Genomic DNA, 22,143 nt, shown 5'->3' with positions numbered 1-22,143 from the left:
CCCGGGTCCGCGGAGATACGGCCGCGGATGCCGCCCCGGGCCGTCACCCGTACGGCTCAACCGGCTCTGGACAGTCCTGGTGACTCCCCGGTAGCTTCGCCTGAGCAAGCGCTTGGCCAGGCATGAGCCCGGGGTCCCCGGGCCCGCACGAGGGGAATGGCAGCCAATGCGTCGCACGGTGTACAACACGGACCACGAGGCCTTCCGCACGACGATCCGCGACTTCATCGCGACCGAGGTCGTGCCCGTCTACGACGAGTGGCGCGAGGCCGGCGCCGTCCCGCGCGAGTTCTACAAGAAGCTCGGCGACCTCGGCGTCTTCGGCATCGAGGTGCCCGAGGAGTACGGCGGCGCGGGTGAGGGCGGCGGCTTCAAGTTCCACGCCGTCATCACCGAGGAGTGCGCCCGCGCGGGCGTCAGCTTCGGCGGCAGCAGCGTGCACACCGCGCTGTGCCTGCCGTACCTCCTCAAGTACGCCACCGAGGAGCAGAAGCGGCGCTGGCTGCCGCCCTTCGTCTCCGGCGACATGATGACCGCCATCGCCATGACCGAGCCCGGCACCGGCTCCGACCTCGCCGGCATGAAGACCACGGCCAAGCTGTCCGAGGACGGCACGCACTACGTCCTCAACGGCGCCAAGACCTTCATCACCGGCGGCGTCCAGGCCGACCGGGTGCTCGTCTGCGCCCGCACCGCCCCGCCCGCCCCCGGGGACCGCCGCGCCGGCATCTCCATCCTCGCCGTGGACACCACCTCCGAGGGGTACGCGGTCGGCCGCAAGCTGGAGAAGCTCGGCCTGAAGACCTCCGACACCGCCGAACTGTCCTTCACCGACGTCAAGGTGCCCGTCGGGGACCTCCTCGGAGAGGAGGGCAAGGCCTTCGGCTACCTGGGGCAGAACCTGCCGCAGGAGCGGCTCGGCATCGCCGTCGCCGCCTACGCCCAGGCCGCGGCCGCCGTCACGTTCGCCAAGGAGTACGTGCAGGACCGGACGGTCTTCGGCACGTCCGTCGCGTCCTTCCAGAACACCAAGTTCGTGCTCGCCGACTGCAAGGCCGACGTCGACGCCATGGAGGCGGTCGTCGACCGCGCCCTCGACGCCCACGAGGCGGGTGAGCTGTCCGCCGCCGACGCCGCCTCCGCCAAGCTCTTCACCACCGAGCGGGCCGCCGTCGTCATCGACAAGTGCCTCCAGCTCCACGGCGGTTACGGCTACATGATGGAGTACCCCATCGCCCGCCTCTACGCAGACACCCGCGTCAGCCGCATCTACGGCGGCACCAGCGAGGTCATGCGCTCCATCATCGCCAAGTCCATGGGCCTGTAAGGCCGGTAAGACCCGGAACTCCAATGAACGAGCCCCTTACTTCTCCTTCTCCTTCGCACATACCGGCGGCCGGCCCGCACACGCCGCTGGACGAGCTCCTCGCCCTCCTCGACCTCGAACCCATCGAGGAGGACATCTTCCGGGGCCGCACCGGCCGCGCCGTGCTCGTCCCGCGCGTCTTCGGCGGCCAGGTCGCCGCGCAGGCCCTCGTCGCCGCGGGCCGCACCGTCCCCGCCGACCGCCCGCCGCACTCCCTGCACTCCTACTTCCTGCGGCCCGGCGACCCCGCCGTGCCCATCGTCTACACCGTCGACCGCATCCGCGACGGCGGCTCCTTCACCACGCGCCGCGTGGTGGCCGTCCAGCACGGACAGCCGATCTTCCACCTCTCCGCGTCCTTCCAGCGCCACGAGGAGGGCCTGGAGCACCAGGAGGCCATGCCGGCCGCGCCCGCCCCGGAGACCCTCCCCACGGCAGCGGAGACGCTGCGCCGCTACGCACCGCTCCTCGGCGGCCCGGGCGTCGTGGACCGCATCCTGGACGCCCGCTCCGCGGTCGACCTGCGGTACGCGGACGAGCCGCCGTTCGGCAGCGTGGGCGAGCCGCGTGAGCCGAAGTCGCAGGTTTGGTTCCGTACCAACGGCAAACTGGCGGACGATCCGCTGCTCCACATCTGCCTGGCCACGTACGTCTCCGACATGACGCTCCTCGACTCCGTCCTCCTGGCCCACGGCCGCGGCGGCTGGGCCGTCGGCGACGTCGTCGGCGCGAGCCTGGACCACGCGATGTGGTTCCACCGCCCGTTCCGCGCCGACGAGTGGCTCCTCTACGACCAGGAGAGCCCGACGTCCCAGGGCGGCCGCGGCCTGGCCCGGGGCCGCATCTTCACGGAGAGCGGCCAGTTGGCGGTGTCGGTGATCCAGGAGGGTGTGATCCGGATCCCGCGCCCGGGGAGGTGACAGGCCGGGCCGGGACCCGGACCCCCGGCTGGGGGTCCGGGGGTTGCCCCCGGGAGATGCAGCACGGAGAGCGGCCAGTTGGCGGTGTCGGTGATCCAGGAGGGCGTCATCAGGGTTCCCCGGCCGCGCTCGACCGGCCGGTAACATCGGCGAGTTGACGTCACCGGTGTGAGGGAGGGGCGCGGATGGCACGCGCGGCCGTACGGATGGGAACGGCGCCGAGGATATTGCTCATGGCCGGAGGCGGCTTGAGCGTCGTCCTCGGCGCCCTCGTGGCCTTCCTCTGGCACAGCCCGCTCGTCGAGACGACGGGGGTGTCCCACCTGGTGGGCGGCCTCGTGTTCAGGGGCGTGGAAGCCGCCCTGCTCTGGGGCGGCGCATGGCTGTGCGTGCGCGGCTGGAACGGCGGCCCCGGCCCCGCGGAGGGCTGAACCGCGGAGGGCTGACCACGGCTGGCGGGATCAGCCCTCCGTGAGGAGCCCCGCCGCGGCCAGCAAGTACGCCGTCATCGGCTCGTAGAAGCGCGGATCCGTCACGTGGTCGTCCATCGGGACCGCCACCTGAAGCGTGCCCTCCGCTTCCGCGAGGAAGAGCGCCGGGTCGTTGGAGTCCGCGTAGCCCACCGCGTCGATGCCGCGCTGCGCCGCGCAGCCCGCCCAGCCGTGGTCGGCGACGACCAGGTCCGGCAGCGGGCGGCCCTCCCGCAGCAGGCCGTCGAGGATCGCGGCCATCGGGTTGGGGGAGTGCGTGTGCCAGAGCGTCGCCCCGCCCTCGTACACCGCCACGTCCGCGAACTGCACCACGCAGCCCTCGTCCGCGCCCAGCCCGCCCGGGATCCGGACGACCTCGCAGCCCGCGGCGCGCATCGCCGCCGCGGTCGCGCGGTGCACGTCGAGCAGGGCGCCCGGGTGGCCGGTCGCGAAGAGCACCCGCTGCCGGCTCCCGGCCGCCTTGCGCAGCACGTTCGCCATGCGGTCCAGGGCGTCGGCGGTCAGCTCGGGGTCGATGTGGTCCTGGCCGGCCCGGTGGTTCAGGTCGTCGCTGACGCCGCAGCGCTCCGCCATGACGGCGAGCACGTCCTGCTCGTCCGTCCAGCGGTCGCCGAGTTCCAGCCCCAGCCAGTAGCGGCGGTCGCCGTTCGCGAGCCTGCGGTAGTGGTCGAGGTTGTTCTCGCGTGGGGTCGCCACGGCGCCGGCGATGCGCGTACGGACGAGGTGGTCGATCAGTTCGCTGCGGGTCGGTATCGGCATGCCGTTCATTGTCTCCCCCGATCACTGCGGTGCTGGACGCGGTGTCCATATGGAGGACGCGGACCCACTGATACGTACATGTGCGGAATCCGCCGCCCTGCCTACCCTCGGGTACGTCCACCGCAGCCGCCCCGACGTTGGTTCGACCGTAACGCGTCCGTGATTCGAGAGGCTCCCCAGCATGAGCACCCCCGCCCCCCGTGAACCGCGCGGCCCCGTCGACTCCTCCCGCATCCCGCGCTACGCAGGCCCCGCGACCTTCGCCCGCCTGCCGCGCCTGGACGAGGTCGGCACGGCGGACGTGGCCGTCGTCGGCGTCCCCTTCGACACCGGCGTCTCCTACCGGCCCGGCGCCCGCTTCGGCGGCAACGCCATCCGCGAGGCCTCCCGCCTCCTGCGCCCGTACAACCCGGCCCAGGACGCCTCGCCCTTCGCCCTCGCGCAGGTCGCCGACGCCGGTGACATCGCCGCGAACCCGTTCAACATCGACGAGGCCGTCGAGACCATCGAGGACGCCGCGGACGGCATCCTCGGCACCGGCGCCCGCATGATGACCCTGGGCGGCGACCACACCATCGCCCTGCCCCTGCTGCGCTCGGTCGCCAAGAAGCACGGCCCCGTCGCCCTGCTGCACTTCGACGCGCACCTGGACACCTGGGACACCTACTTCGGCGCCGAGTACACCCACGGCACGCCGTTCCGCCGGGCCGTCGAGGAGGGCATCCTCGACACCGAGGCGCTCTCCCACGTCGGCACGCGCGGCCCGCTGTACGGCAAGAAGGACCTGACGGACGACGAGAAGATGGGCTTCGGCATCGTCACCTCCGCCGACGTCATGCGCCGCGGCGTCGACGAGATCGCCGACCAGCTGCGCCAGCGCGTCGGCGACCGCCCGCTGTACATCTCCATCGACATCGACGTCCTGGACCCGGCCCACGCCCCCGGCACCGGCACCCCGGAGGCCGGCGGCCTCACCTCCCGCGAGCTGCTGGAGATCATCCGCGGCCTGTCCTCCTGCAACCTGGTCTCCGCGGACCTGGTCGAGGTCGCCCCGGCCTACGACCACGCCGAGATCACCTCGGTGGCCGCGTCCCACGCGGCGTACGAGCTGACGACGATCATGTCGCGGCAGATCGCCGCCTCGCGCGCCTGACGTCACCCCCGCGCAGGGCGCGAGCGCTGACCGCCGAGCGCCGGGCGGGCCGGGAAACCGGCCGCCCGGCGCTTTCGCGTCCAGGGAGCCCGTACGGCCGCGTCGAGACCCGTACGGCCGCGTCAAAGGTGCGTCAGCCCGGACCCGCCGCCCGACAAGGGCGCGTAAGGATCAGGTGACGGACCGTGCCCGGACGGTTGGCTGAGGTGATCACCCACCTCCGTCGAAGGCCGGCCCGTTGTCGCTTCACCTGCTGCCCGAACAGTCCGGCCAGTCCGGACAGCCCGAAGAGAACGTCGTCACTCCCCTCCCCGCCCCGCCCGCCGGGCGGAAACGGCACCGGAGGGTGGCGGGCGGTGCCGTCGACCTCCGCCAGCTCGCGGCCTCCCTCCCGGACGCCTTCCGCAAGCTGCACCCCAGGGTCATGGTCAAGCACCCGGTGCTGTTCGTGGTCGAGGCCGGCTCCGTCCTCACCACCCTCTCCGCGCTCCTCGACCCGTCCGCCTTCACCTGGCTCATCAGCGTCTGGCTGTGGCTGACCGTCCTCTTCGCCAACCTGGCCGAGGCCGTCGCCGAGGGCCGCGGCAAGGCCCAGGCCGAGACGCTGCGCCGCACCCGCGACACCACCGTCGCCCGCCGCCTGCGCTCGTGGCGGGTCGGCATGGACCGGCGCGACTGGTACGAGGAGCGCGTGGTCGCCGCGGACCTGCGCCCGCAGGACTTCGTGTGCGTGGAGGCGGGCGGGACCATCCCCGGCGACGGCGAGGTCGTCGACGGCGTCGCGTCGGTGGACGAGTCGGCCATCACGGGCGAGTCCGCGCCGGTCATCCGCGAGGCCGGCGGCGACCGCTCGGGCGTCACCGGCGGGACGAAGGTGCTCTCCGACCGGATCGTCGTCCGCATCACCTCGCGCCCCGGCCACACCTTCCTCGACCGCATGATCGCCCTGGTCGAGGGCACCAGCCGGCGGAAGACGCCCAACGAGCTGGCCCTGAACATCCTGCTCGCCTCCCTGACCGTGATCTTCATCCTGGCGGTGGTGTCGCTCCAGCCCATGGCGGGCTGGGCCGGCGCCCCGCAGACCATCACCGTCCTCGTCGCACTTCTCGTCACTCTCATCCCCACGACCATCGGCGCCCTGCTGTCGGCGATCGGCATCGCCGGCATGGACCGCCTCGTCCAGCGCAACGTCCTCGCGCTGTCCGGACGGGCCGTGGAGGCCGCAGGGGACGTCAACACGCTCCTCCTGGACAAGACCGGCACCATCACCCTGGGGAACCGCCAAGCGGCCGCCTTCGTGCCCGTCAAGGGCGTCCCGCACGAGCTGCTGGCCGACGCCGCCCAGCTCGCCTCCCTGGCCGACGAGACGCCCGAGGGCCGCTCCATCGTCACCCTCGCGCAGCAATACGGGATCCGGCACGGCGACGGCGAGCTCGCGCACGGCCGCTTCGTGCCGTTCTCCGCGCAGACGCGGATGAGCGGGGCCGACTTCGCCTACGACGGGGAGTTCTGCCGCATCCGCAAGGGCGCCGGTAGCGCCGTCGCGCAGTGGGTGACCCGGCGCGGCGGCGACGTCCCCGCCGAGGCCGCCTGGATCGCGGACTCCATCGCGGCCGGCGGCGGCACCCCGCTGCTCGTCGCCCTGGAGGACCCCGACGGCTGCCGGGTCCTCGGCGCCGTCCACCTCAAGGACGTCGTCAAGCCCGGCATCGCCGACCGCTTCGCCGAACTGCGCGCCATGGGCATCAGGACCGTCATGGTCACCGGCGACAACCCGCTCACCGCCAAGGCCATCGCAGCCGAGGCCGGCGTGGACGACTTCATCGCCGAGGCGACCCCCGAGCACAAGCTCGCCCGCATCCGCGAGGAGCAGGCCGGCGGCAAGCTCGTGGCGATGACGGGCGACGGCACGAACGACGCCCCCGCGCTCGCGCAGGCGGACGTGGGCGTGGCCATGAACACCGGCACCTCGGCCGCCAAGGAAGCCGGGAACATGGTGGACCTGGACTCCGACCCCACCAAGCTCATCGAGATCGTCCAGATCGGCAAGCAGCTCCTCATCACCCGCGGCGCGCTCACCACCTTCTCCATCTGCAACGACGTCGCCAAGTACTTCGCGATCGTCCCCGCCATGTTCGGCGGCGTGGCCGGCTACGAGGGCCTGGAGAAGCTCAACGTCATGGGCCTGCACAGCCCGACCTCGGCCATCGCCTCCGCGATCATCTTCAACGCCCTGGTCATCGTCGCCCTGATCCCCCTCGCCCTGCGCGGCGTCCGCTACGCCCCCTCCAGCGCGCACGCCCTGCTGCGCCGCAACCTCGGCCTGTACGGGGTGGGCGGGCTGATCGCGCCCTTCGCCGGCATCAAACTCATCGACCTGCTGCTGGAGTTCGTGCCGGGCCTGTGAGGGGCCGGGCCGTCACGCCGTGTTTTCCCGTACGTTCACGCGAATCAACTCCCCTGCCGCCCCGGGCGACCTACGGTGAGCACAGTCACCCGCAGCCGCCCCAGGAGGCCCGCCCGTGCGTACCAGATCCGTGCGTACCAGATCCGCGTTCGCCGCCACCGCCGCCGCGCTGGCCGCGGCCGCGTGCCTGACCCCGACGACCGCCGCGGCGGCGCCCCGGCAAGCGCAAGCGCAGGCACACGCGCCCGCGCGCGCGTGCTCGCCCTCCGTGCGGATCGACGGCTTCTCCGACGCCTTGGACAAGGCGACGTTCCAGGGGTCGTTCGTGGGCAACTTCTCGGCGCTCGCCGTCGACAAGGACGGCACTGTCGCCGCGCTCTCCGACCGCTCCCAGCTGTTCTCCCTCGACGTGCGGCAGGAGGGGCGCGGGACTCCGTCCGCGAAGCCCGTACGGGTCGTGAACCTTGCCGACGAGAAGGGCGGCCCGCTCGACTCCGAGGGCCTGGTCGTCGACCGCGACGGCACCCGGCTGGTGACCTCCGAGACCGAGCCGTCCGTGCGCCGCTACGGCAAGGACGGCAAGCTGCTGGGCCGGCTGCCGGTGCCCGGCGCGCTCCAGGTCGCCCCGGCGGGCCGCGCCGTGTCCAACCAGACCTTCGAAGGGCTGACCCTCCAGCCCGGCGGGCGCACGCTGATCGCCTCCATGGAGCAGTCCCTCACCGGTGACGGACAGGACGCCGCCGGCAGGCCGCTCGTACGCCTGCAAACCTGGCAGCGGCACGGCCGGCAGGAGTTCGCCCTCGGCCCGCAGTACGCCTACCCGGCCGACAAGGGCCTCGGCGTCGCCGAGATCACCGCGGCCGGGGACGGCCGCCTCCTGGTCCTGGAGCGCGGCTTCACGCCGGGAGTCGGCAACACCGTACGGCTCTACCTCGCCGACCCGCGCCGCGCGAGCGACGTCAGCGCCGTCACGAACCTGCCGGGCGGCGCGGCCACCCGCCCCGTGGGCAAGAAGCTCCTCGCCGACCTCGGCGCCTGCCCGTCCCTGGGCGCGACCGCGCGGCAGCCCCAGCAGAACCCCCTCCTGGACAACATCGAGGGCCTCGCCGTCACGAAGCGCGGCGGAGGCTCACTCCGCCTACTGCTGGTGAGCGACGACAACCAGAACGCTGCGCAGATCACCCGCCTCTACTCGCTCACGGTGCGCCTGCCGCGGCCGTAGCGGAAGCGAACACCCCGGCCTCCTGCTCCTCCCTTGTTGCGGCGGGATGAAATCCGCAGCCCAGGGCGTTGGGCCCTCCGTCAGCAGGACGAGAGTGGCAGCGCAGGAGGCTCGGGTGGCAGCGGCGAAGGACACGACAGGTCAAGGATGGGCCAGGCGGCTCGCCGGCTACTGCTGGCGCTACCGCACCGCGGTGCTCCTCGCCCTCGGCTCCTCGCTGGCCGGCATGGCCGTCATGGCGCTCGTGCCTCTCATACCCAAGCTGATCATCGACGACGTGATCGGCTCCCACCAGCGCCCCCTGGCCCCCTGGGCCGTGCTCCTCATAGCCGCCGCCGTAGTCGTCTACGGCCTGACGTACGTGCGCCGCTACTACGGCGGCCGGCTCGCCCTCGACGTCCAGCACGACCTGCGGACCGAGATGCACGCCGCGATCGCCCGGCTCGACGGCCGCCGCCAGGACGAGCTGTCCACGGGACAGGTCGTCGGCCGCGCCACCAGCGACCTCCAGCTGATCCAGAGCCTCCTCTTCATGCTGCCGATGATGATCGGCAACCTCATGCTCTTCGCCATCTCGCTCGTCGTGATGGTGACCCTCTCCCCGCTCCTGACCGTCGTCGCCCTGGCCGTCGCCCCCGCGCTGTGGATCCTCGCCAAGCACAGCCGCACCCGGCTCTTCCCCGCCACCTGGTACGCCCAGGGACAGGCCGCGGCCGTCGCGGGCGTCGTGGACGGCGCCGTCACCGGCGTGCGCGTCGTCAAGGGCTTCGGCCAGGAGGAGCAGGAGACCGCCAAGCTCCGCGAGGTGAGCCGCAGGCTCTTCGCCGGCCGCCTGCGCACCGTGCGCCTCAACTCCCGCTACACCCCGGCCCTCCAGGCCGTCCCCGCCCTCGGGCAGGTCGCCATGCTCGCCCTCGGCGGCTGGATGGCCACCCGCGGCCAGATCACCCTCGGCACGTTCGTCGCCTTCTCGACCTACCTCGCCCAGCTCGTCGGCCCCGTGCGGATGCTCACCATGGTCCTCACCGTCGGCCAGCAGGCCCGCGCCGGCGTCGAGCGCGTCCTCGAACTCGTCGACACCGAGCCCGTCGTCCAGGAGCGCCCGGACGCCCACGAGCTGCCCGCGGACGCCCCCGCCACCGTCGAGTTCGACAAGGTCTCCTTCGGCTACGACCCCGCCCGGTCCGTCCTCGACGGCTTCTCCCTGCGCATCGAGCCCGGCGAGACCGTGGCCGTCGTCGGCGCCTCCGGCAGCGGCAAGTCCACCGTCTCCCTGCTGCTGCCGCGCTTCTACGACGTCACCGGCGGCGCCGTGCGCGTCGGCGGCCACGACGTCCGCGACCTCACCCTGCCCTCCCTGCGCGCCGCCATCGGCCTCGTGCCCGAGGACAGCTTCCTGTTCTCCGACACCATCCGCGAGAACATCGCCTACGGGCACCCCGACGCCACCGACGAGCAGATCCGCGCCGCCGCGCGCGCCGCCCAGGCGGACGGCTTCATCAGCGCCCTCCCCGACGGCTACGACACCGCCGTCGGCGAACAGGGCCTGACCCTCTCCGGCGGCCAGCGCCAGCGCGTCGCCCTCGCCCGCGCGATCCTCACCGACCCGCGCCTGCTGCTCCTGGACGACGCCACGTCCGCGGTCGACGCGCGCGTGGAGCACGAGATCCACGAGGCGCTGCGCAGCGTCATGGCGGGCCGCACGACCCTGCTCATCGCCCACCGCGCGTCGACGCTGGCGCTCGCCGACCGGATCGCCGTGCTGGACGGCGGCCGGCTCGTGGACGTCGGCACGGCGCAGGAGCTGGAGGATCGCTGCGAGCGGTACCGCGTCCTGCTGACGGACCCGGGTGAGCTCGCGGGCGTCGTGAAGGACCCGGCGGGCCAGGCGCCGCACGCGAAGGAGGCGGCACCCGCCGTGGCCTCCCAGCAGCCCGCGGGGCACCCTGTGGTTAACGGCGTCACTCCCGCCCTATGGGTGCGCAAGGACGAGCCCTCCGGCTCCGCCGACGGCGTCACGGGGATGCCCGCCACGCCCGAACTGCTCGCCAAGGTGGCCGCCCTGCCGCCCGCGGACGACACCCCCGATGTGGACGAGGAGCAGGCCGCGCGCCCCGAGGAGGCGTACGGGCTGCGGCAGCTGCTGCGCGGCTTCCGCACGCCGCTCCTCATCAGCCTGCTGCTCGTGGCCGTCGACGCCGTCGCCGGCCTGCTGCTGCCCGTCCTGATCCGGCACGGCATCGACAAGGGCGTCCAGCAGCTGGCCCTGGGAGCGGTCTGGGCGGCCTCGGGGCTGGCCCTGCTCGTCGTCGCGGGACAGTGGGCCGCCCAGGTCGCGGAGACCCGCCTGACCGGCCGTACGGGCGAGCGCATCCTCTACGCGCTGCGCGTGAAGATCTTCGCCCAGCTCCAGCGGCTGGGCCTCGACTACTACGAGCGCGAGCTCACCGGCAAGATCATGACGCGGATGACGACGGACGTGGACGCCCTGTCGACGTTCCTCCAGACCGGTCTGGTCACCGCCGTCGTCTCCGTCCTCACCTTCTTCGGCATCCTCGTCGCCCTCCTCGTCATCGACGTGGAGCTGGCCCTCGTGGTCTTCGCGACGCTGCCCCTGCTGGTCGTGGGCACCGTCGTCTTCCGCCGGCAGAGCGTCAAGGCGTACGAGCTGGCGCGCGAGCGCGTGGGGCTCGTCAACGCCGACCTCCAGGAGAGCGTCGCGGGCCTGCGCATCGTGCAGGCGTTCCGGCGCGAGGAGGCGGGCGCCCGGCGCTTCGCGGAGCGCAGCCGGTCCTACCGGCAGGCGCGGGTGCGCGGCCAGTGGCTGATATCGGTCTACTTCCCGTTCGTGCAGCTGCTGTCGTCCGTGGCCGCCGCCGCGGTCCTGATCGTGGGCGCCGGCCGGGTGGGCGACGGCACGCTGACCGCGGGCGCGCTGGTCGCCTACCTGCTCTACATCGACCTGTTCTTCGCGCCCGTCCAGCAGCTGTCCCAGGTCTTCGACGGCTACCAGCAGGCCACCGTCTCGCTCGGCCGGGTGCAGGGCCTGCTGCGCGAGCCGACGACCACGCCCGTGGCGCGGCGGCCGCGCGAGGTGCGCGAGCTCAGCGGCGAGATCGTCTTCGACGACGTCGCCTTCCACTACGGCGACGGCGAGCACGCCCTGTCCGGCATCCGGCTGACGATCCCGGCCGGCCAGACCGTCGCGTTCGTCGGCGAGACGGGCGCCGGCAAGTCGACCCTGGTCAAGCTGGTGGCGCGGTTCTACGACCCGACGAGCGGCGCCGTCCTCGTGGACGGGCACGACGTGCGCGAGCTCGACCCCACCGGCTACCGGCACCGGCTCGGCGTCGTCCCGCAGGAGCCCTACCTCTTCCCCGGCACGGTGCGCGACGCGATCGCCTACGGGCGCCCGGACGCCGGCGACGCCGAGGTGGAGGCCGCGGCGCGGGCGGTCGGCGCGCACGACATGATCGCCACGCTCGACGGCGGCTACCTGCACGCGGTCACCGAGCGCGGCCGCAACCTCTCCGCCGGCCAGCGCCAGCTGATCGCCCTGGCCCGCGCGGAGCTCGTCGACCCGGACGTCCTGCTGCTGGACGAGGCCACGGCCGCGCTCGACCTGGCCACCGAGGCGCTGGTCAACCAGGCCACGGAGCGGCTGGCCGGGCGCCGCACGACGCTCGTGGTCGCCCACCGGCTGACCACGGCCGCCCGCGCGGACCGGGTGGTGGTCCTCGACCACGGCCGCGTCGCCGAGGACGGCACGCACAGCGAGCTGCTGGCCCTTGACGGGCGCTACGCGGAGCTGTGGCGGACGTTCACGGGCGAGGCGGTGCCGGCGTAGGCCCGGGGGCTCCCCGCCCGGTACGTTGGCGCCCGGCAGGCCTTGACGAGGCGCTTCGTACCGAGCGGGGGGACCCGATGCGCAAGCTCACGTACTTCATCGCCACCACCATCGACGGCTTCATCGCCGGCCCGGGCGACGAGTTCGGCTTCATGATGTCGATCCTGGACGACGCGTACGTCTCCGCCCTGGTCGAGAGCTACCCCGACACGGTCTCCGCGCGCGGCCGCGAGGCCGTCGGACTCGGCCCGGACAACAGGGACTTCGACACGGTCCTGATGGGGCGCAACACCTACGAGCCCGGCCTGTCGGCCGGCATGACCAGCCCGTACCCGCACCTGCGGCAGTACGTTGTCTCGAAGTCCCTGACCACCAGCCCCGACCCCGCGGTCACGGTCTTCTCCGGCGACGTGGTGGAGCTGGTCCGCGGCCTCAAGCAGGAGGAGGGCAAGGGGATCTGGCTGTGCGGCGGGGCGAGCCTCGCAGGCCAGCTGCGGGACGAGATCGACGAGATCGTCGTCAAGGTCAACCCGTTCGTGGCAGGGAAGGGCATCCCTCTGTTCGCGGCGGAGTTCGCCCCGGAGCGCTACGACCTCAAGGGGACCCGCTCGTTCGGCAACGGCGTCGTGATGATCACGTACGCCAAGCGCACCGCCTGAGGGGACGCGCGCGCGGCAAGGTGGCCCTGGTGCCCGGCTGACGGAAAGGGGCTGGTGCGCAGGTCTGCCCCCCGGTAGGTTCGCGGCGGACTTTGCGACCCAGGGGAGGGTGAGTGCGTAAGGCATTCAGATGGCTGCTGGCCCTGACGGTGCTCGCGGGCACCGTCGGCGCCGGCGGCACCGCGACAGCAGCGGCAACCACCGAGCCGGACATCAAGGAACGCGTCCTGAAGATTCCGGGGGTGAAGCTGGTCGAGGAGAAGCCCTACGAGGGCTACCGCTACCTCGTGCTGACCTACGACCAGCCCGTCGATCACCGGAACCCGGCCAAGGGAACGTTCCAGCAGCGCTTCACGCTGCTGCACAAGTCGACCGCCCGGCCGACCGTCTTCTTCACCTCGGGCTACAACGTCAACACCAGCCCGGGCCGGAGCGAGCCCGCCCGCATCGTCGACGGCAATCAGGTCTCGCTGGAGTACCGATTCTTCACGCCGTCGCGGCCGCAGCCCGCCGACTGGTCGAAGCTCGACATCTTCCAGGCGGCCAGCGACCAGCACCGCCTCTACGCCGCCCTCAAGCCGCTCTACGGCAAGAACTGGCTGGCCACCGGCGGCAGCAAGGGCGGCATGACCGCCACGTACTACCGCCGCTTCTACCCGAACGACATGAACGGCACCGTCGCCTACGTCGCGCCTAACGACGTCGACAACGACGACGACTCGGCCTACGACCGGTTCTTCGCGAACGTCGGCGACCAGGCCTGCCGCAACCAGCTGAACTCGGTGCAGCGCCAGGCGCTGCTGCGCCGCGGCGAGATCGTCACCCGCTACCAGAAGTGGGCCGACGAGAACGGCAAGACGTTCAAGGTCATCGGCAACGCCGACAAGGCCTACGAGAACGTCGTCCTCGACCTGGTCTACTCGTTCTGGCAGTACCACCTGCAGAGCGAGTGCGCGACCGTGCCCGCCACGAACGCCTCCACCGATGACCTGTACAAGTTCATCGACACCATCTCGGGCTTCGACGGCTACACCGACCAGGGCCTGGAGCGCTTCACGCCGTACTACTACCAGGCGGGCACCGAGCTCGGCGCGCCCACCGTCAAGTACCCGCACCTGAAGGGCCTGCTGCGGTACCCGGACGCCGTCCAGCCGCGCGCCTACGTGCCGCGGGACATCCCGATGAAGTTCAAGCGCAACGCGATGGCGGACGTCGACCGCTGGGTGCGCGAGGACAGCAAGCGGATGCTCTTCGTCTACGGGCAGAACGACCCGTGGAGCAGCGAGCCGTTCCGCCTCGGCAGGAACGCGGCCGCGCGGGACGACTACCGCTTCTACGCGCCCGGTGGCAACCACGGCTCCAACATCGCCCAGCTCGTCGCCGACGAGCGGGCCAAGGCCACGGCCAAGGTGCTGGAGTGGGCGGGCGTCGCCCCGGCGGCGGTGACCGCGGACGCCTCGCACGCCAAGCCGCTCGCCACGTACGACGCGAAGCTCGACAAGCCGCTCGTCGAGCCGCGCAAGGGCCTGCGGCCGTAAGGAGCCGGGCCCGCCCGTAGGGACAGCGGGTCAGGACAGGCGGCGGGCGCACCCGACGGGAGCCCCGCCGCCCACCTGTACGTACAGGTCGGTCGAGGGCGGGCACTCCCGGCGCGCGCCGACCTCCGTCGTGACGCGGTACTCGGGGGCGCGGGCCGCCGAGCCGTCGCAGGCGGTCTCCTTCACCACCCCGTCCCGCTGGGTGTAGAGACAGTCGCCGGTGACCGTCAGGGGCCCGCCGCCCATGCCCGGGTCGCCCGGGTGCGGCGGCTGGAGGTTGCGCATGCAGGCGTAGCCCTCGGGCGCGCTGCTCTCCTCCGAGGTGCCCTGGTCGAGGGCGTTGATGTGCAGGACGAAGTCCGTCTCGTCGGGGCAGCGCGGGCCGCCGGAGCGGGGGCCGTTGTAGCGGGCGAGGACCCGGGCGACGGCGTCCGGCCTCCGGCAGGACACCTCGGTGAACGAGCCCGCGGCGCGCCCCGCGCACTCCCCGCGGGCCAGGAACGCCGGATCGCGCCCGCCCCGGGCGTGGGCCCCGGCCGCGGCCGCTCCGGCCGTGGCGGCGGGCTGCCGGCCCGTGCGGCAGCCGGTCAGCGCCCCCGCCGTGCAGGCGGCGGCGAGCACGAGCGCGAGCAGCGCCGTCCGCGGCGCGCGTGGCCGCATGGTGACCCCCGTCCCCCTGATGCGCTTCAGCCTGGCTCCCCGGGACCGGCGCACGCCAGACGTGCGGGGCGCGCGGCGGCGGTGGAAACGATGCGTGTGCGGGCGCGTTCCGCCGGGCGTACGCCGGGGTGCGTACGCCTCGGACGCGCCCTGGAGAGGCTTCTCCCGCTGTCTTGCCCGCCGTCGGCGCAGATGGAACAGGGGGCGCGCCGACGACGGCGTGCTGCCCGCCGCAGGCGGCGGAGAGGGAGGTCAGCAACCGGCCGGCGGCGCGGGCCGACACCGCTCTGCGGGGGGTACGACGGCAGCACGGCCCTTGGACGGGCGGCGCCCCGGAGCGGTTCCGCACCGGGGCGCGCGTCAGTCGTGCGCGCGCCGTTTCGCGCCGAGGCCGGGCAGCCGGCGGGTCAGCAGCCGCGCGCGCGGCGCGAGCCTCCGGGCCATCGCGAACACCGACTCCGTGCGCGAGCGGTCGCTGTCGAGGACGGTGAAGAGGTTGACCCCGAGGTAGAAGGTGATCGCGGCGTTGGCGAGGTCGCGCGGCGGGGTGAGTCGGGCGAGCGGCGTCCCGCCGATGACCCGCTCCAGCGTCTGCTCGACGAAGGCGATCCACGGCTCCGCCCGGACCCGGATCTCCTCGCGCAGCTCCGGCTTGGCGACGGCCGCGGCGACGAGCTCGGAGAACAGGGTCAGGTGCCCGGCCTCGATGTCGCTGCGGTAGACGCGGGTGCCCGCGTCCACCAGGTCCTCCAGCGTGCGGGCGCCCGCGACGGCCTCGGCGAGCAGCTCCATGCGCTCGGCGGAGGAGCGGTCCAGCGCGGCGAACAGCAGCGGGTCGACGCCCCCGAAGTGATAGAAGACCAGCGCCGAGTTGACGCCCGCCTCCTTGGCGATCGTCCGCGCGCTGGACTTGGCGTAGCCCTGCGTCCGCAGCACGGTGTCCGCAGCACGGATCAGCCGTTCCTTGGTGTCCACCGTCATGTGTGCAGCCCTCTCGCCGAGGCTGCATCATACGATTTAAACGGGTGATGCAAGGCTTCAGAACGTCCTCAGGGGCCACTGCTCGTGCAGCGTGCGGACGGTTTCGGTGATCGCCGGCCGGCGGGCGGCGCCCGTGCGCCACAGGACGGAGAGCCGCCGCACGGGGACCGGATCCAGCGGCACGGCCCGTACGCCCTCCGGCAGCGGGCCCCGCCCCAGGCGCGGCATGAGGGCGATGCCGAGGCCGGCGGCGACCAGCGCGATGTGGGTGTGGTTCTCGGCGGCCTGGTAGGCGAGGTCCGGCTCGTGCCCGTCGGCGCGCAGCGTGCGCACCAGCCAGTCGTGGCAGACGGTGCCCGGCGGCTGGCAGATCCAGCGCTGGTGCGGCAGGTCGCTCCGGTCGAGCATCGCCCGCCCGGCCAGCGGATGCCCCTCCGGCACCAGGACGTCGCACCGGTCCTCGCCGATCAGCGCCTGCTCCAGGCCCTCCGGAGGGGCCAGCGGCGCGATGTCCCAGTCGTGGACGACGGCGAGGTCGAGGACGCCCTGGGAGACCAGGTCGACCGACAGGTGGGGATCGATCTCCACCAGGCGGGCGTCCAGCGCGGGGTGGTCGCGCGCGAGGCGGGCGAGCACGCCCGGCAGCAGGCCGCGCGCCGCCGACGGGAACGCCCCGGCGACCAGCCGGCCCGCGGGCTGCCCGCGCCGTTCCTCCAGCTCCGTCTCCGCCCGCTCGACCAGCGCCAGCAACTGCTGGGCCGTCGAGGCCAGATGCCGCCCCTCGTCGGTCAGCGCCACGCCGCGCCCGCGGCGCTCCAGCAGCGCCGTCCGCGTCTCCCGCTCCAGCTTGGTGACGGCCTGCGAGACGGCCGACGGGGTGTAGCCCAGGGCCGTGGCCGCCGCACTCACCGAACCGTGCACCGACACGGCGTGCAGCGCCCGCAGGCGTGCCAGGTCCAGCACCGAACGCCCCCCTCTCGATCCAGCGTTGTCATTTCAGCGTTGCTGAATCCCATCATGAAGGAACCTGTGCTGGTGCTACAGGGTCGGGGCGGCGAGGCTTGCCCGTATGCGTCCCCTGCACCTCGCCCTCGCCGTCCTCGTCGCCGCCGTCTGGGGCGTCAACTTCGTCGTCATCGACGTCGGCCTCGACCACTTCCCGCCGCTGCTCTTCTCCGCCCTGCGCTTCCTCGCGGCGGCCGTCCCGGCCGTCTTCCTCGTGGGCCGCCCGCAGGTGCGGTGGCGCTGGATCGCCGCCGTCGGGCTCGTCCTCGGCGTGGGCAAGTTCGGGCTCCTGTTCATGGGCATGCACCTGGGGATGCCGGCCGGCCTGTCCTCGCTCGTCCTCCAGGTCCAGGCCGTCTTCACCGCCCTGCTCGCCACGGCCGTCCTCGGCGAACGCCTCGGCCGGACCCGGCTGCTGGGCATGGGCACCGCCCTCGCGGGCATCGCCGTGGCGGCCGTCGACGAGGGCACGTCCGGGCCGCTCCTCGGCTTCGCCCTCATCGTCGTCGCCGCGGCCATGTGGGGCGTCTCCAACGTCATCACCCGCAAGGCGGCGCCGCCCGACGCGCTGAACTTCATGGTGTGGGTGAGCACCGTCCCCGTCCTGCCCCTCCTGCTGCTCTCCCTCCTCTTCGAGGGGCCGCAGGCGGACGCCGAAGCGCTGCGGGGCCTCGACTGGAGCGGCGCCGGAGCGATCCTCTTCGTCGCCTGGGTCTCCACCGTCCTCGGCTTCGGCGCCTGGGGCTTCCTGCTGCGCACCTACGACGCCTCGGCCGTCGCGCCCTTCAGCCTGCTGGTGCCCGTCTTCGGCATGTCCTCGGCGGCGCTCGTCCTCGGGGAGGGAGTGAGCCCGCTGCGCTGGGGCGCGGCGCTGCTGCTGGTGTCCGGGGTGGGCGTCACGGTGCTGGGCGGGCGGCGGCGAGCAGCCCGCGCAAGTACTCCGCCCCCGGCCCCGCCAGTTGCCCGAAGTCTGCCGCTTGCGGATGCCAGCGCTTCTCGTACTCCCAGCACAGCCAGCCGTCCCAGCCCGCCGCGGTGAGCGCGCGTACGCAGTCCTCCAGCGGCAGCACCCCCGCCCCCAGCGGCAGCGGCGCCAGGTCCTCCGCCGAGGCGACGTCCTTCACCTGGACGTAGCCCAGGTGCGGGGCGAGGACCGGCAGGCTCACCACGGGGGACTCGCCGCCCAGCCAGGTGTGCAGGACGTCCCACAGGGCGCCGACGTGGGAGTGCCCCACGGGCCCCAGGACCCGGGCGGCGTCCGCGGCCCGGCGGTGCGAGTCGTGCGTCTCCAGCAGCACGTGCACGCCCCGGTCCGCGGCCAGGGGCGCCACCGCCCCCAGCCGCCGGGCCGCCGTCGCGTCCGCCTCCTCCGGGGGCAGGTCGCCTCCGCCGGGGAAGACCCGGACGTAGCGGGCCCCCAGATCAGCCGCCAGATGGACGAGCCCGCTCAGCTCGCCCAGCACGGCCGCGTCGTCGCCCGCGGCGGCCACCTGCGCGTAGCCGGCCACGGCCAGGATTTCCACGCCCGACCCGGCGAACTCCGCGACCGCGGCCTCCCGCTCCCGCGGCCCGCACCCGGGGTGCACGGGCTCCTCCGGGTGCGCCCGCAGCTCCACGCCGTCCCAGCCGTGCGCGCGGGCCAGCCGCACCACCTCCCACAGGGGCAGTCCGGGCACTCCGAGCGTGGAGAAGGCGAGCTTCATGGGGAACGGGTTCCCCCGGGGCGCGCGGGAAATGCTTCCCCGTACGGCAGAAGGGGGGAACGCACGATGCGCGCACGCAGCACCCTGCGGATCGCCATGAACGGCGTCACGGGCCGCATGGGGCACCGCCAGCACCTCGTCCGCTCGATCCTCGCCCTGCGGGAGCAGGGCGGCCTCGACCTCGGCGACGGCACCCGCCTGTGGCCGGAGCCCGTCCTCGTCGGCCGCAGCGAGGCCCGGCTGAAAGAGCTCGCCGGACGGTACGGCCTCGACCGGTGGACCACCGGCCTCGACACCGTCCTGTCCGACCCCGCCGTGGACGTCTACTTCGACGCCCAGGCCACCTCCGCCCGCGAGCCGGCCCTGCGCAGGGCCATCGACGCGGGCAAGCACGTGTACTGCGAGAAACCGGTCGCCTGCGACTGGGGCGGGGCGCTGGACCTCGCCGACCGCGCCGCGGCGGCCGGCGTGAAGAACGGCGTCGTCCAGGACAAGCTCTTCCTCCCCGGCATCCGCAAGCTCAAGCGGCTCGTCGACGGCGGCTTCTTCGGCCGCGTCCTGTCCGTACGGGGAGAGTTCGGCTACTGGGTCTTCGAAGGCGACTGGCAGCCCGCCCAGCGCCCCTCCTGGAACTACCGCGACGCGGACGCCGGCATCACCGCCGACATGTTCCCCCACTGGGAGTACGTCCTGCGGGACCTCTTCGGCCCCGTACGGAGCGTCCAGGCCCACGTCACCACCCACATCCCGCACCGCTGGGACGAGAGCGGCAAGCCCTACCGCGCGGCCGCCGACGACGCCGCCTACGCGATCATGGAGCTGGAGGGCGGCGTCGTCGCCCAGCTCAACTCCTCCTGGGCGGTGCGCGTCCACCGCGACGAGCTGCTGGAGTTCCAGGTCGACGGCACCGAGGGCTCGGCCGTCGCCGGGCTGCGCGACTGCCGCGTCCAGCACCGCTCCGTCACCCCCAAGCCCGTCTGGGACCCCGACGTCCCCGCCGACGGCGGCTTCCGCACGCAATGGCAGGAGGTCCCCGGCAACGAGCCGTTCGGCAACGCCTTCAAGGTGCAATGGGAACTGTTCCTGCGGCACGTCGCCCTGGACGAGCCCTGGCCCTACGACCTGCGCGCGGGCGCCCGCGGCGTACGGCTCGCGAGCCTGGCCCGGACGTCCGCCCGGGAAGGCCGACGGATGCACTGGCAGGTGACCGCCCCGTGATCCGCCTGCCCGACGCCGGCGGGCGGCTGCGCCCGTACGAGCCCACAGGCCGGGCCCTGGACCTCGCGCCCGGACCGCCGCCCGCCTCCCGCGCCGTCCTCGCCGCCGCCCACGTCGTCGCCGACCCCCTGGGGAACACCACGCCCTACGGCCCGGCCGCCCTCGACTGGGACGCCACCCTGGCCTTCCGCCGCCACCTGTGGGCGCACGGCCTCGGAGTCGCCGAGGCGATGGACACGGCCCAGCGCGGCGCGGGCCTCGACTGGCCCGCCGCGGCCGAGCTGATCCGGCGCTCCGCCGCGGAGGCGAAGGCCTCGGGCGGCCGCATCGTCTGCGGAGCCGGCACCGACCAGCTCACGCCCCCGTACGGCCCCCTGGCGGCCGTCACCGCCGCCTACGAGGAACAGCTGGACCTCGTGGAGGCGGCGGGCGCTCAGGCCGTCCTGCTGGCCTCGCGGGCCCTGGCCGCCGTCGCCGCCGGCCCGGACGACTACCGCGACGTCTACGGCACCCTGCTGCGGCAGAGCGCACGGCCCGTGATCCTGCACTGGCTGGGCCCGGCCTTCGACCCCGCGCTGGAGGGCTACTGGGGCAGCACCGACCCGGACGCCGCCGCGGACACCCTCCTGGACGTCATCGCCGCCCGGCCGGACAAGGTCGACGGCGTCAAGGTGTCGCTGCTGGACGCGGACCGCGAGCGCGCCCTGCGCCGCCGGCTGCCCGCCGGCGTGCGCTGCTACACGGGCGACGACTTCCACTACCCGGACCTCGTCGAGGGCGGCGCCGGCGGCCACAGCGACGCCCTGCTCGGCGTGTTCGACCCGCTGGCGCCCCTCGCCGCCCACGCGGCGCGGGCGCTCGACCGGGGCGACCGGGACCGCTTCCGCGCCCTCCTGGACCCCACCGTCCCCCTGGCCCGCCACCTCTTCGCACCGCCGACGCACTGCTACAAGACGGGGATCGTGCTGCTCGCGTGGCTCTCCGGGCACCAGGCCCACTTCACCATGGCGGGAGGAGGGCACGCGGCGCGCTCCCTGCCGCACCTCGCGCGCGCGTACCGGCTGGCCGACGGCCTCGGCCTGTTCCCCGACCCCCGCCTCGCCGAGGCCAGGATGCGTCAGCTGCTGGCCGTCCACGGGGTGGAGCCGTGACCGGCCTCGCGCGCTTCAGCCTCAACCAGCAGACCGTGCGGCAGTGGTCGCTGCCTGAGCTCGCGACGGGATGCGCGGCGGCGGGGGTGCGGTACGTGGGGCTGTGGCGCGGGCCCGTGCAGGAGTACGGGGCGGCCGCCGCCGGGCGGCTCGTGCGGGCGCACGGACTGCGCGTCAGCAGCCTGTGCCGCGGCGGCTTCCTGACCTCGCCCGAGCCCGCGGCGCGGGCGGCCGCGCTCGCGGACAACCGGGCGGCCGTCGAGCAGGCCGCCGAGCTGGGGGCGCCCGTCCTCGTCCTCGTCCCGGGCGGGCTGCCGCCGGGCTCGGGCGACCTGCCCGGCGCGCGCGAGCGGGTGGCGGAGGCGCTCGCCGGTCTCGCCCCGTACGCGGCCGGGCACGGCGTCCGGCTCGCGATCGAGCCGCTGCACCCCATGTACGCCTCCGACCGCAGCGTCGTCTCCACGCTCCGTCAGGCCCTCGACCTGGTTGAGCGGTTCCCCGCCGACCAGGTCGGCGTCGTGGCCGACAGCTACCACCTGTGGTGGGACGACACCGTGCCCGGGCAGCTCGCGCGGGCGGGGGAGGGCGGCCGGATCGCGGCCCTCCAGCTCGCTGACTGGGTCACGCCGCTGCCGGAAGGGGCGCTGCTCGGCCGCGGCCAGCTCGGCGACGGCTGCGTCGACCTCCACCGGTTCTTCGAACAGGCCACCGCCGCGGGCTATCGGGGGCCGGTCGAGGCCGAAATCTTCAGCACGCGGCTGTGGGCCGGAGACGGAGCGGAAGTCCTCGCCGAGACGCTGGAACGTTACCGTCGGTATGTGCTTGCTCGACCTGAGGTAGCCGCGAACCCTGAAATCGCACATAGGGTAACGGAAAAATAACTCCTTGAAAGCGTTGCAACCCTTTGCGGCCCGGACGGGTCGTACATGGCATCGGGCTTCCTGGGGAGGGATCCGGGGGGATTCGGAGGAAGCCGGTTTTGGGGGGATACGAGGGGCCCGGTCGTCGGACCGGGCCCCTCTGCGTTACCCGGTGTCCTGCCCGTTCGGGGTTATCCACAGGC

The 22,143-nt window shown here is 73.4% G+C and carries 17 protein-coding genes and 1 pseudogene; 13 read left to right on the top strand and 5 right to left on the bottom strand.

Annotated features, from left to right (window positions below):
- Nucleotides 1-166 precede the first annotated feature (166 nt).
- The 3 genes from D7231_RS29940 (at nt 167) to D7231_RS29930 (ending at nt 2,717) form a co-directional block, all read left to right on the top strand.
- A complete protein-coding gene (locus D7231_RS29940; protein ID WP_120758752.1) occupies nt 167-1,327 on the top strand; it encodes an acyl-CoA dehydrogenase family protein in 1,161 nt (386 codons plus the stop codon).
- A gap of 23 nt (nt 1,328-1,350) precedes the next feature.
- Nucleotides 1,351-2,286 carry an acyl-CoA thioesterase II gene (gene tesB / locus D7231_RS29935; RefSeq protein ID WP_120758751.1) on the top strand — a complete coding sequence of 312 codons (936 nt, stop codon included), beginning with the start codon at nt 1,351-1,353 and terminating at the stop codon, nt 2,284-2,286.
- A gap of 233 nt (nt 2,287-2,519) precedes the next feature.
- On the top strand, nt 2,520-2,717 hold the full coding sequence (locus tag D7231_RS29930; protein ID WP_120758750.1) for a hypothetical protein: 198 nt from the start codon (nt 2,520-2,522) through the stop codon (nt 2,715-2,717).
- Between the two features lie 30 nt (nt 2,718-2,747).
- Here D7231_RS29930 and D7231_RS29925 read toward each other — a convergent pair whose 3' ends face one another.
- The gene (locus tag D7231_RS29925; RefSeq protein WP_120758749.1) at nt 2,748-3,536 is read right to left on the bottom strand and encodes a phosphatase; all 789 of its coding nucleotides are present in this window, start codon (nt 3,534-3,536) and stop codon (nt 2,748-2,750) included.
- A gap of 181 nt (nt 3,537-3,717) precedes the next feature.
- Here D7231_RS29925 and speB point away from each other — a divergent pair, with 181 nt between their 5' ends.
- The 6 genes from speB to D7231_RS29895 all read left to right on the top strand — a co-directional run bounded on the left by speB (nt 3,718) and on the right by D7231_RS29895 (nt 14,362).
- A complete protein-coding gene (gene speB, locus D7231_RS29920; RefSeq protein WP_120758748.1) occupies nt 3,718-4,689 on the top strand; it encodes an agmatinase in 972 nt (323 codons plus the stop codon).
- Nucleotides 4,690-5,113: 424 nt separating this feature from the next.
- Nucleotides 5,114-7,096, top strand: coding sequence for a potassium-transporting ATPase subunit KdpB (kdpB, locus tag D7231_RS29915; protein ID WP_241999996.1), 1,983 nt, complete (start codon nt 5,114-5,116; stop codon nt 7,094-7,096).
- A gap of 130 nt (nt 7,097-7,226) precedes the next feature.
- Nucleotides 7,227-8,318: an esterase-like activity of phytase family protein gene (locus D7231_RS29910; RefSeq protein ID WP_120758747.1), complete on the top strand. Its 1,092-nt coding sequence runs from the start codon at nt 7,227-7,229 to the stop codon at nt 8,316-8,318.
- A 115-nt stretch (nt 8,319-8,433) separates the two neighbouring features.
- Nucleotides 8,434-12,165, top strand: a complete 3,732-nt coding sequence (locus tag D7231_RS29905) for an ABC transporter ATP-binding protein (RefSeq protein ID WP_241999991.1) — start codon at nt 8,434-8,436, stop codon at nt 12,163-12,165.
- Nucleotides 12,166-12,242: 77 nt separating this feature from the next.
- On the top strand, nt 12,243-12,824 hold the full coding sequence (locus tag D7231_RS29900) for a dihydrofolate reductase family protein (protein WP_120758745.1): 582 nt from the start codon (nt 12,243-12,245) through the stop codon (nt 12,822-12,824).
- A gap of 113 nt (nt 12,825-12,937) precedes the next feature.
- Nucleotides 12,938-14,362, top strand: a complete 1,425-nt coding sequence (locus tag D7231_RS29895; RefSeq protein WP_120758744.1) for a S28 family serine protease — start codon at nt 12,938-12,940, stop codon at nt 14,360-14,362.
- A 30-nt stretch (nt 14,363-14,392) separates the two neighbouring features.
- Here D7231_RS29895 and D7231_RS29890 read toward each other — a convergent pair whose 3' ends face one another.
- From D7231_RS29890 to D7231_RS29880, 3 genes are all read right to left on the bottom strand, one after another.
- The gene (locus D7231_RS29890) at nt 14,393-15,022 is read right to left on the bottom strand and encodes a hypothetical protein (RefSeq protein WP_228774333.1); all 630 of its coding nucleotides are present in this window, start codon (nt 15,020-15,022) and stop codon (nt 14,393-14,395) included.
- Nucleotides 15,023-15,382: 360 nt separating this feature from the next.
- Complete coding sequence (locus D7231_RS29885; protein WP_120758743.1) at nt 15,383-16,003, bottom strand: TetR/AcrR family transcriptional regulator; 621 nt, start codon at nt 16,001-16,003, stop codon at nt 15,383-15,385.
- A 57-nt stretch (nt 16,004-16,060) separates the two neighbouring features.
- Nucleotides 16,061-16,966: a LysR family transcriptional regulator gene (locus tag D7231_RS29880; RefSeq protein WP_120758742.1), complete on the bottom strand. Its 906-nt coding sequence runs from the start codon at nt 16,964-16,966 to the stop codon at nt 16,061-16,063.
- A 106-nt stretch (nt 16,967-17,072) separates the two neighbouring features.
- Between D7231_RS29880 and D7231_RS29875 the strand changes: the two genes are divergently transcribed.
- Nucleotides 17,073-18,047, top strand: coding sequence for an EamA family transporter (locus D7231_RS29875; RefSeq protein WP_120758741.1), 975 nt, complete (start codon nt 17,073-17,075; stop codon nt 18,045-18,047).
- Here the strand turns inward: D7231_RS29875 and D7231_RS29870 are convergent.
- A pseudogene (locus tag D7231_RS29870) lies at nt 17,929-18,711 on the bottom strand (sugar phosphate isomerase/epimerase family protein); the annotation flags it as partial. The gene D7231_RS29875 and the pseudogene D7231_RS29870 sit on opposite strands and share 119 nt — an antisense overlap.
- A 66-nt stretch (nt 18,712-18,777) precedes the next feature.
- On the opposite strand from D7231_RS29870, the gene D7231_RS29865 reads away from it, so the two are divergent.
- Genes D7231_RS29865 through D7231_RS29855 form a run of 3 tightly spaced genes read left to right on the top strand, consistent with a single transcriptional unit; the run spans nt 18,778 to nt 21,961 of the window.
- Nucleotides 18,778-19,929: a Gfo/Idh/MocA family protein gene (locus D7231_RS29865; RefSeq protein ID WP_120758740.1), complete on the top strand. Its 1,152-nt coding sequence runs from the start codon at nt 18,778-18,780 to the stop codon at nt 19,927-19,929.
- Nucleotides 19,926-21,080, top strand: coding sequence for a dihydrodipicolinate synthase family protein (locus tag D7231_RS29860; RefSeq protein WP_120758739.1), 1,155 nt, complete (start codon nt 19,926-19,928; stop codon nt 21,078-21,080). The genes D7231_RS29865 and D7231_RS29860 overlap by 4 nt, the downstream gene beginning before the upstream one ends.
- A complete protein-coding gene (locus D7231_RS29855; protein ID WP_120758738.1) occupies nt 21,077-21,961 on the top strand; it encodes a sugar phosphate isomerase/epimerase family protein in 885 nt (294 codons plus the stop codon). Before D7231_RS29860 ends, D7231_RS29855 begins: the two co-directional genes overlap by 4 nt.
- Nucleotides 21,962-22,143 lie beyond the last annotated feature (182 nt).

Origin of the sequence: Streptomyces klenkii, assembly GCF_003626645.1 — a bacterium.
GTDB lineage: Bacteria > Actinomycetota > Actinomycetes > Streptomycetales > Streptomycetaceae > Streptomyces > Streptomyces klenkii.
This window is presented reverse-complemented; position numbering and strand designations above follow the sequence as displayed.

Bases quoted from the DNA above. Each gene is read 5' to 3' on its own strand.
- D7231_RS29940 (WP_120758752.1), top strand. From the start codon at position 167: ATGCGTCGCACGGTGTACAACACGGACCACGAGGCCTTCCGCACGACG.
- tesB (WP_120758751.1), top strand. From the start codon at position 1,351: ATGAACGAGCCCCTTACTTCTCCTTCTCCTTCGCACATACCGGCGGCC.
- D7231_RS29930 (WP_120758750.1), top strand. From the start codon at position 2,520: ATGGCCGGAGGCGGCTTGAGCGTCGTCCTCGGCGCCCTCGTGGCCTTC.
- D7231_RS29925 (WP_120758749.1), bottom strand. From the start codon at position 3,536: ATGCCGATACCGACCCGCAGCGAACTGATCGACCACCTCGTCCGTACG.
- speB (WP_120758748.1), top strand. From the start codon at position 3,718: ATGAGCACCCCCGCCCCCCGTGAACCGCGCGGCCCCGTCGACTCCTCC.
- kdpB (WP_241999996.1), top strand. From the start codon at position 5,114: ATGGTCAAGCACCCGGTGCTGTTCGTGGTCGAGGCCGGCTCCGTCCTC.
- D7231_RS29900 (WP_120758745.1), top strand. From the start codon at position 12,243: ATGCGCAAGCTCACGTACTTCATCGCCACCACCATCGACGGCTTCATC.
- D7231_RS29890 (WP_228774333.1), bottom strand. From the start codon at position 15,022: ATGCGGCCACGCGCGCCGCGGACGGCGCTGCTCGCGCTCGTGCTCGCC.
- D7231_RS29885 (WP_120758743.1), bottom strand. From the start codon at position 16,003: ATGACGGTGGACACCAAGGAACGGCTGATCCGTGCTGCGGACACCGTG.
- D7231_RS29875 (WP_120758741.1), top strand. From the start codon at position 17,073: ATGCGTCCCCTGCACCTCGCCCTCGCCGTCCTCGTCGCCGCCGTCTGG.
- D7231_RS29865 (WP_120758740.1), top strand. From the start codon at position 18,778: ATGCGCGCACGCAGCACCCTGCGGATCGCCATGAACGGCGTCACGGGC.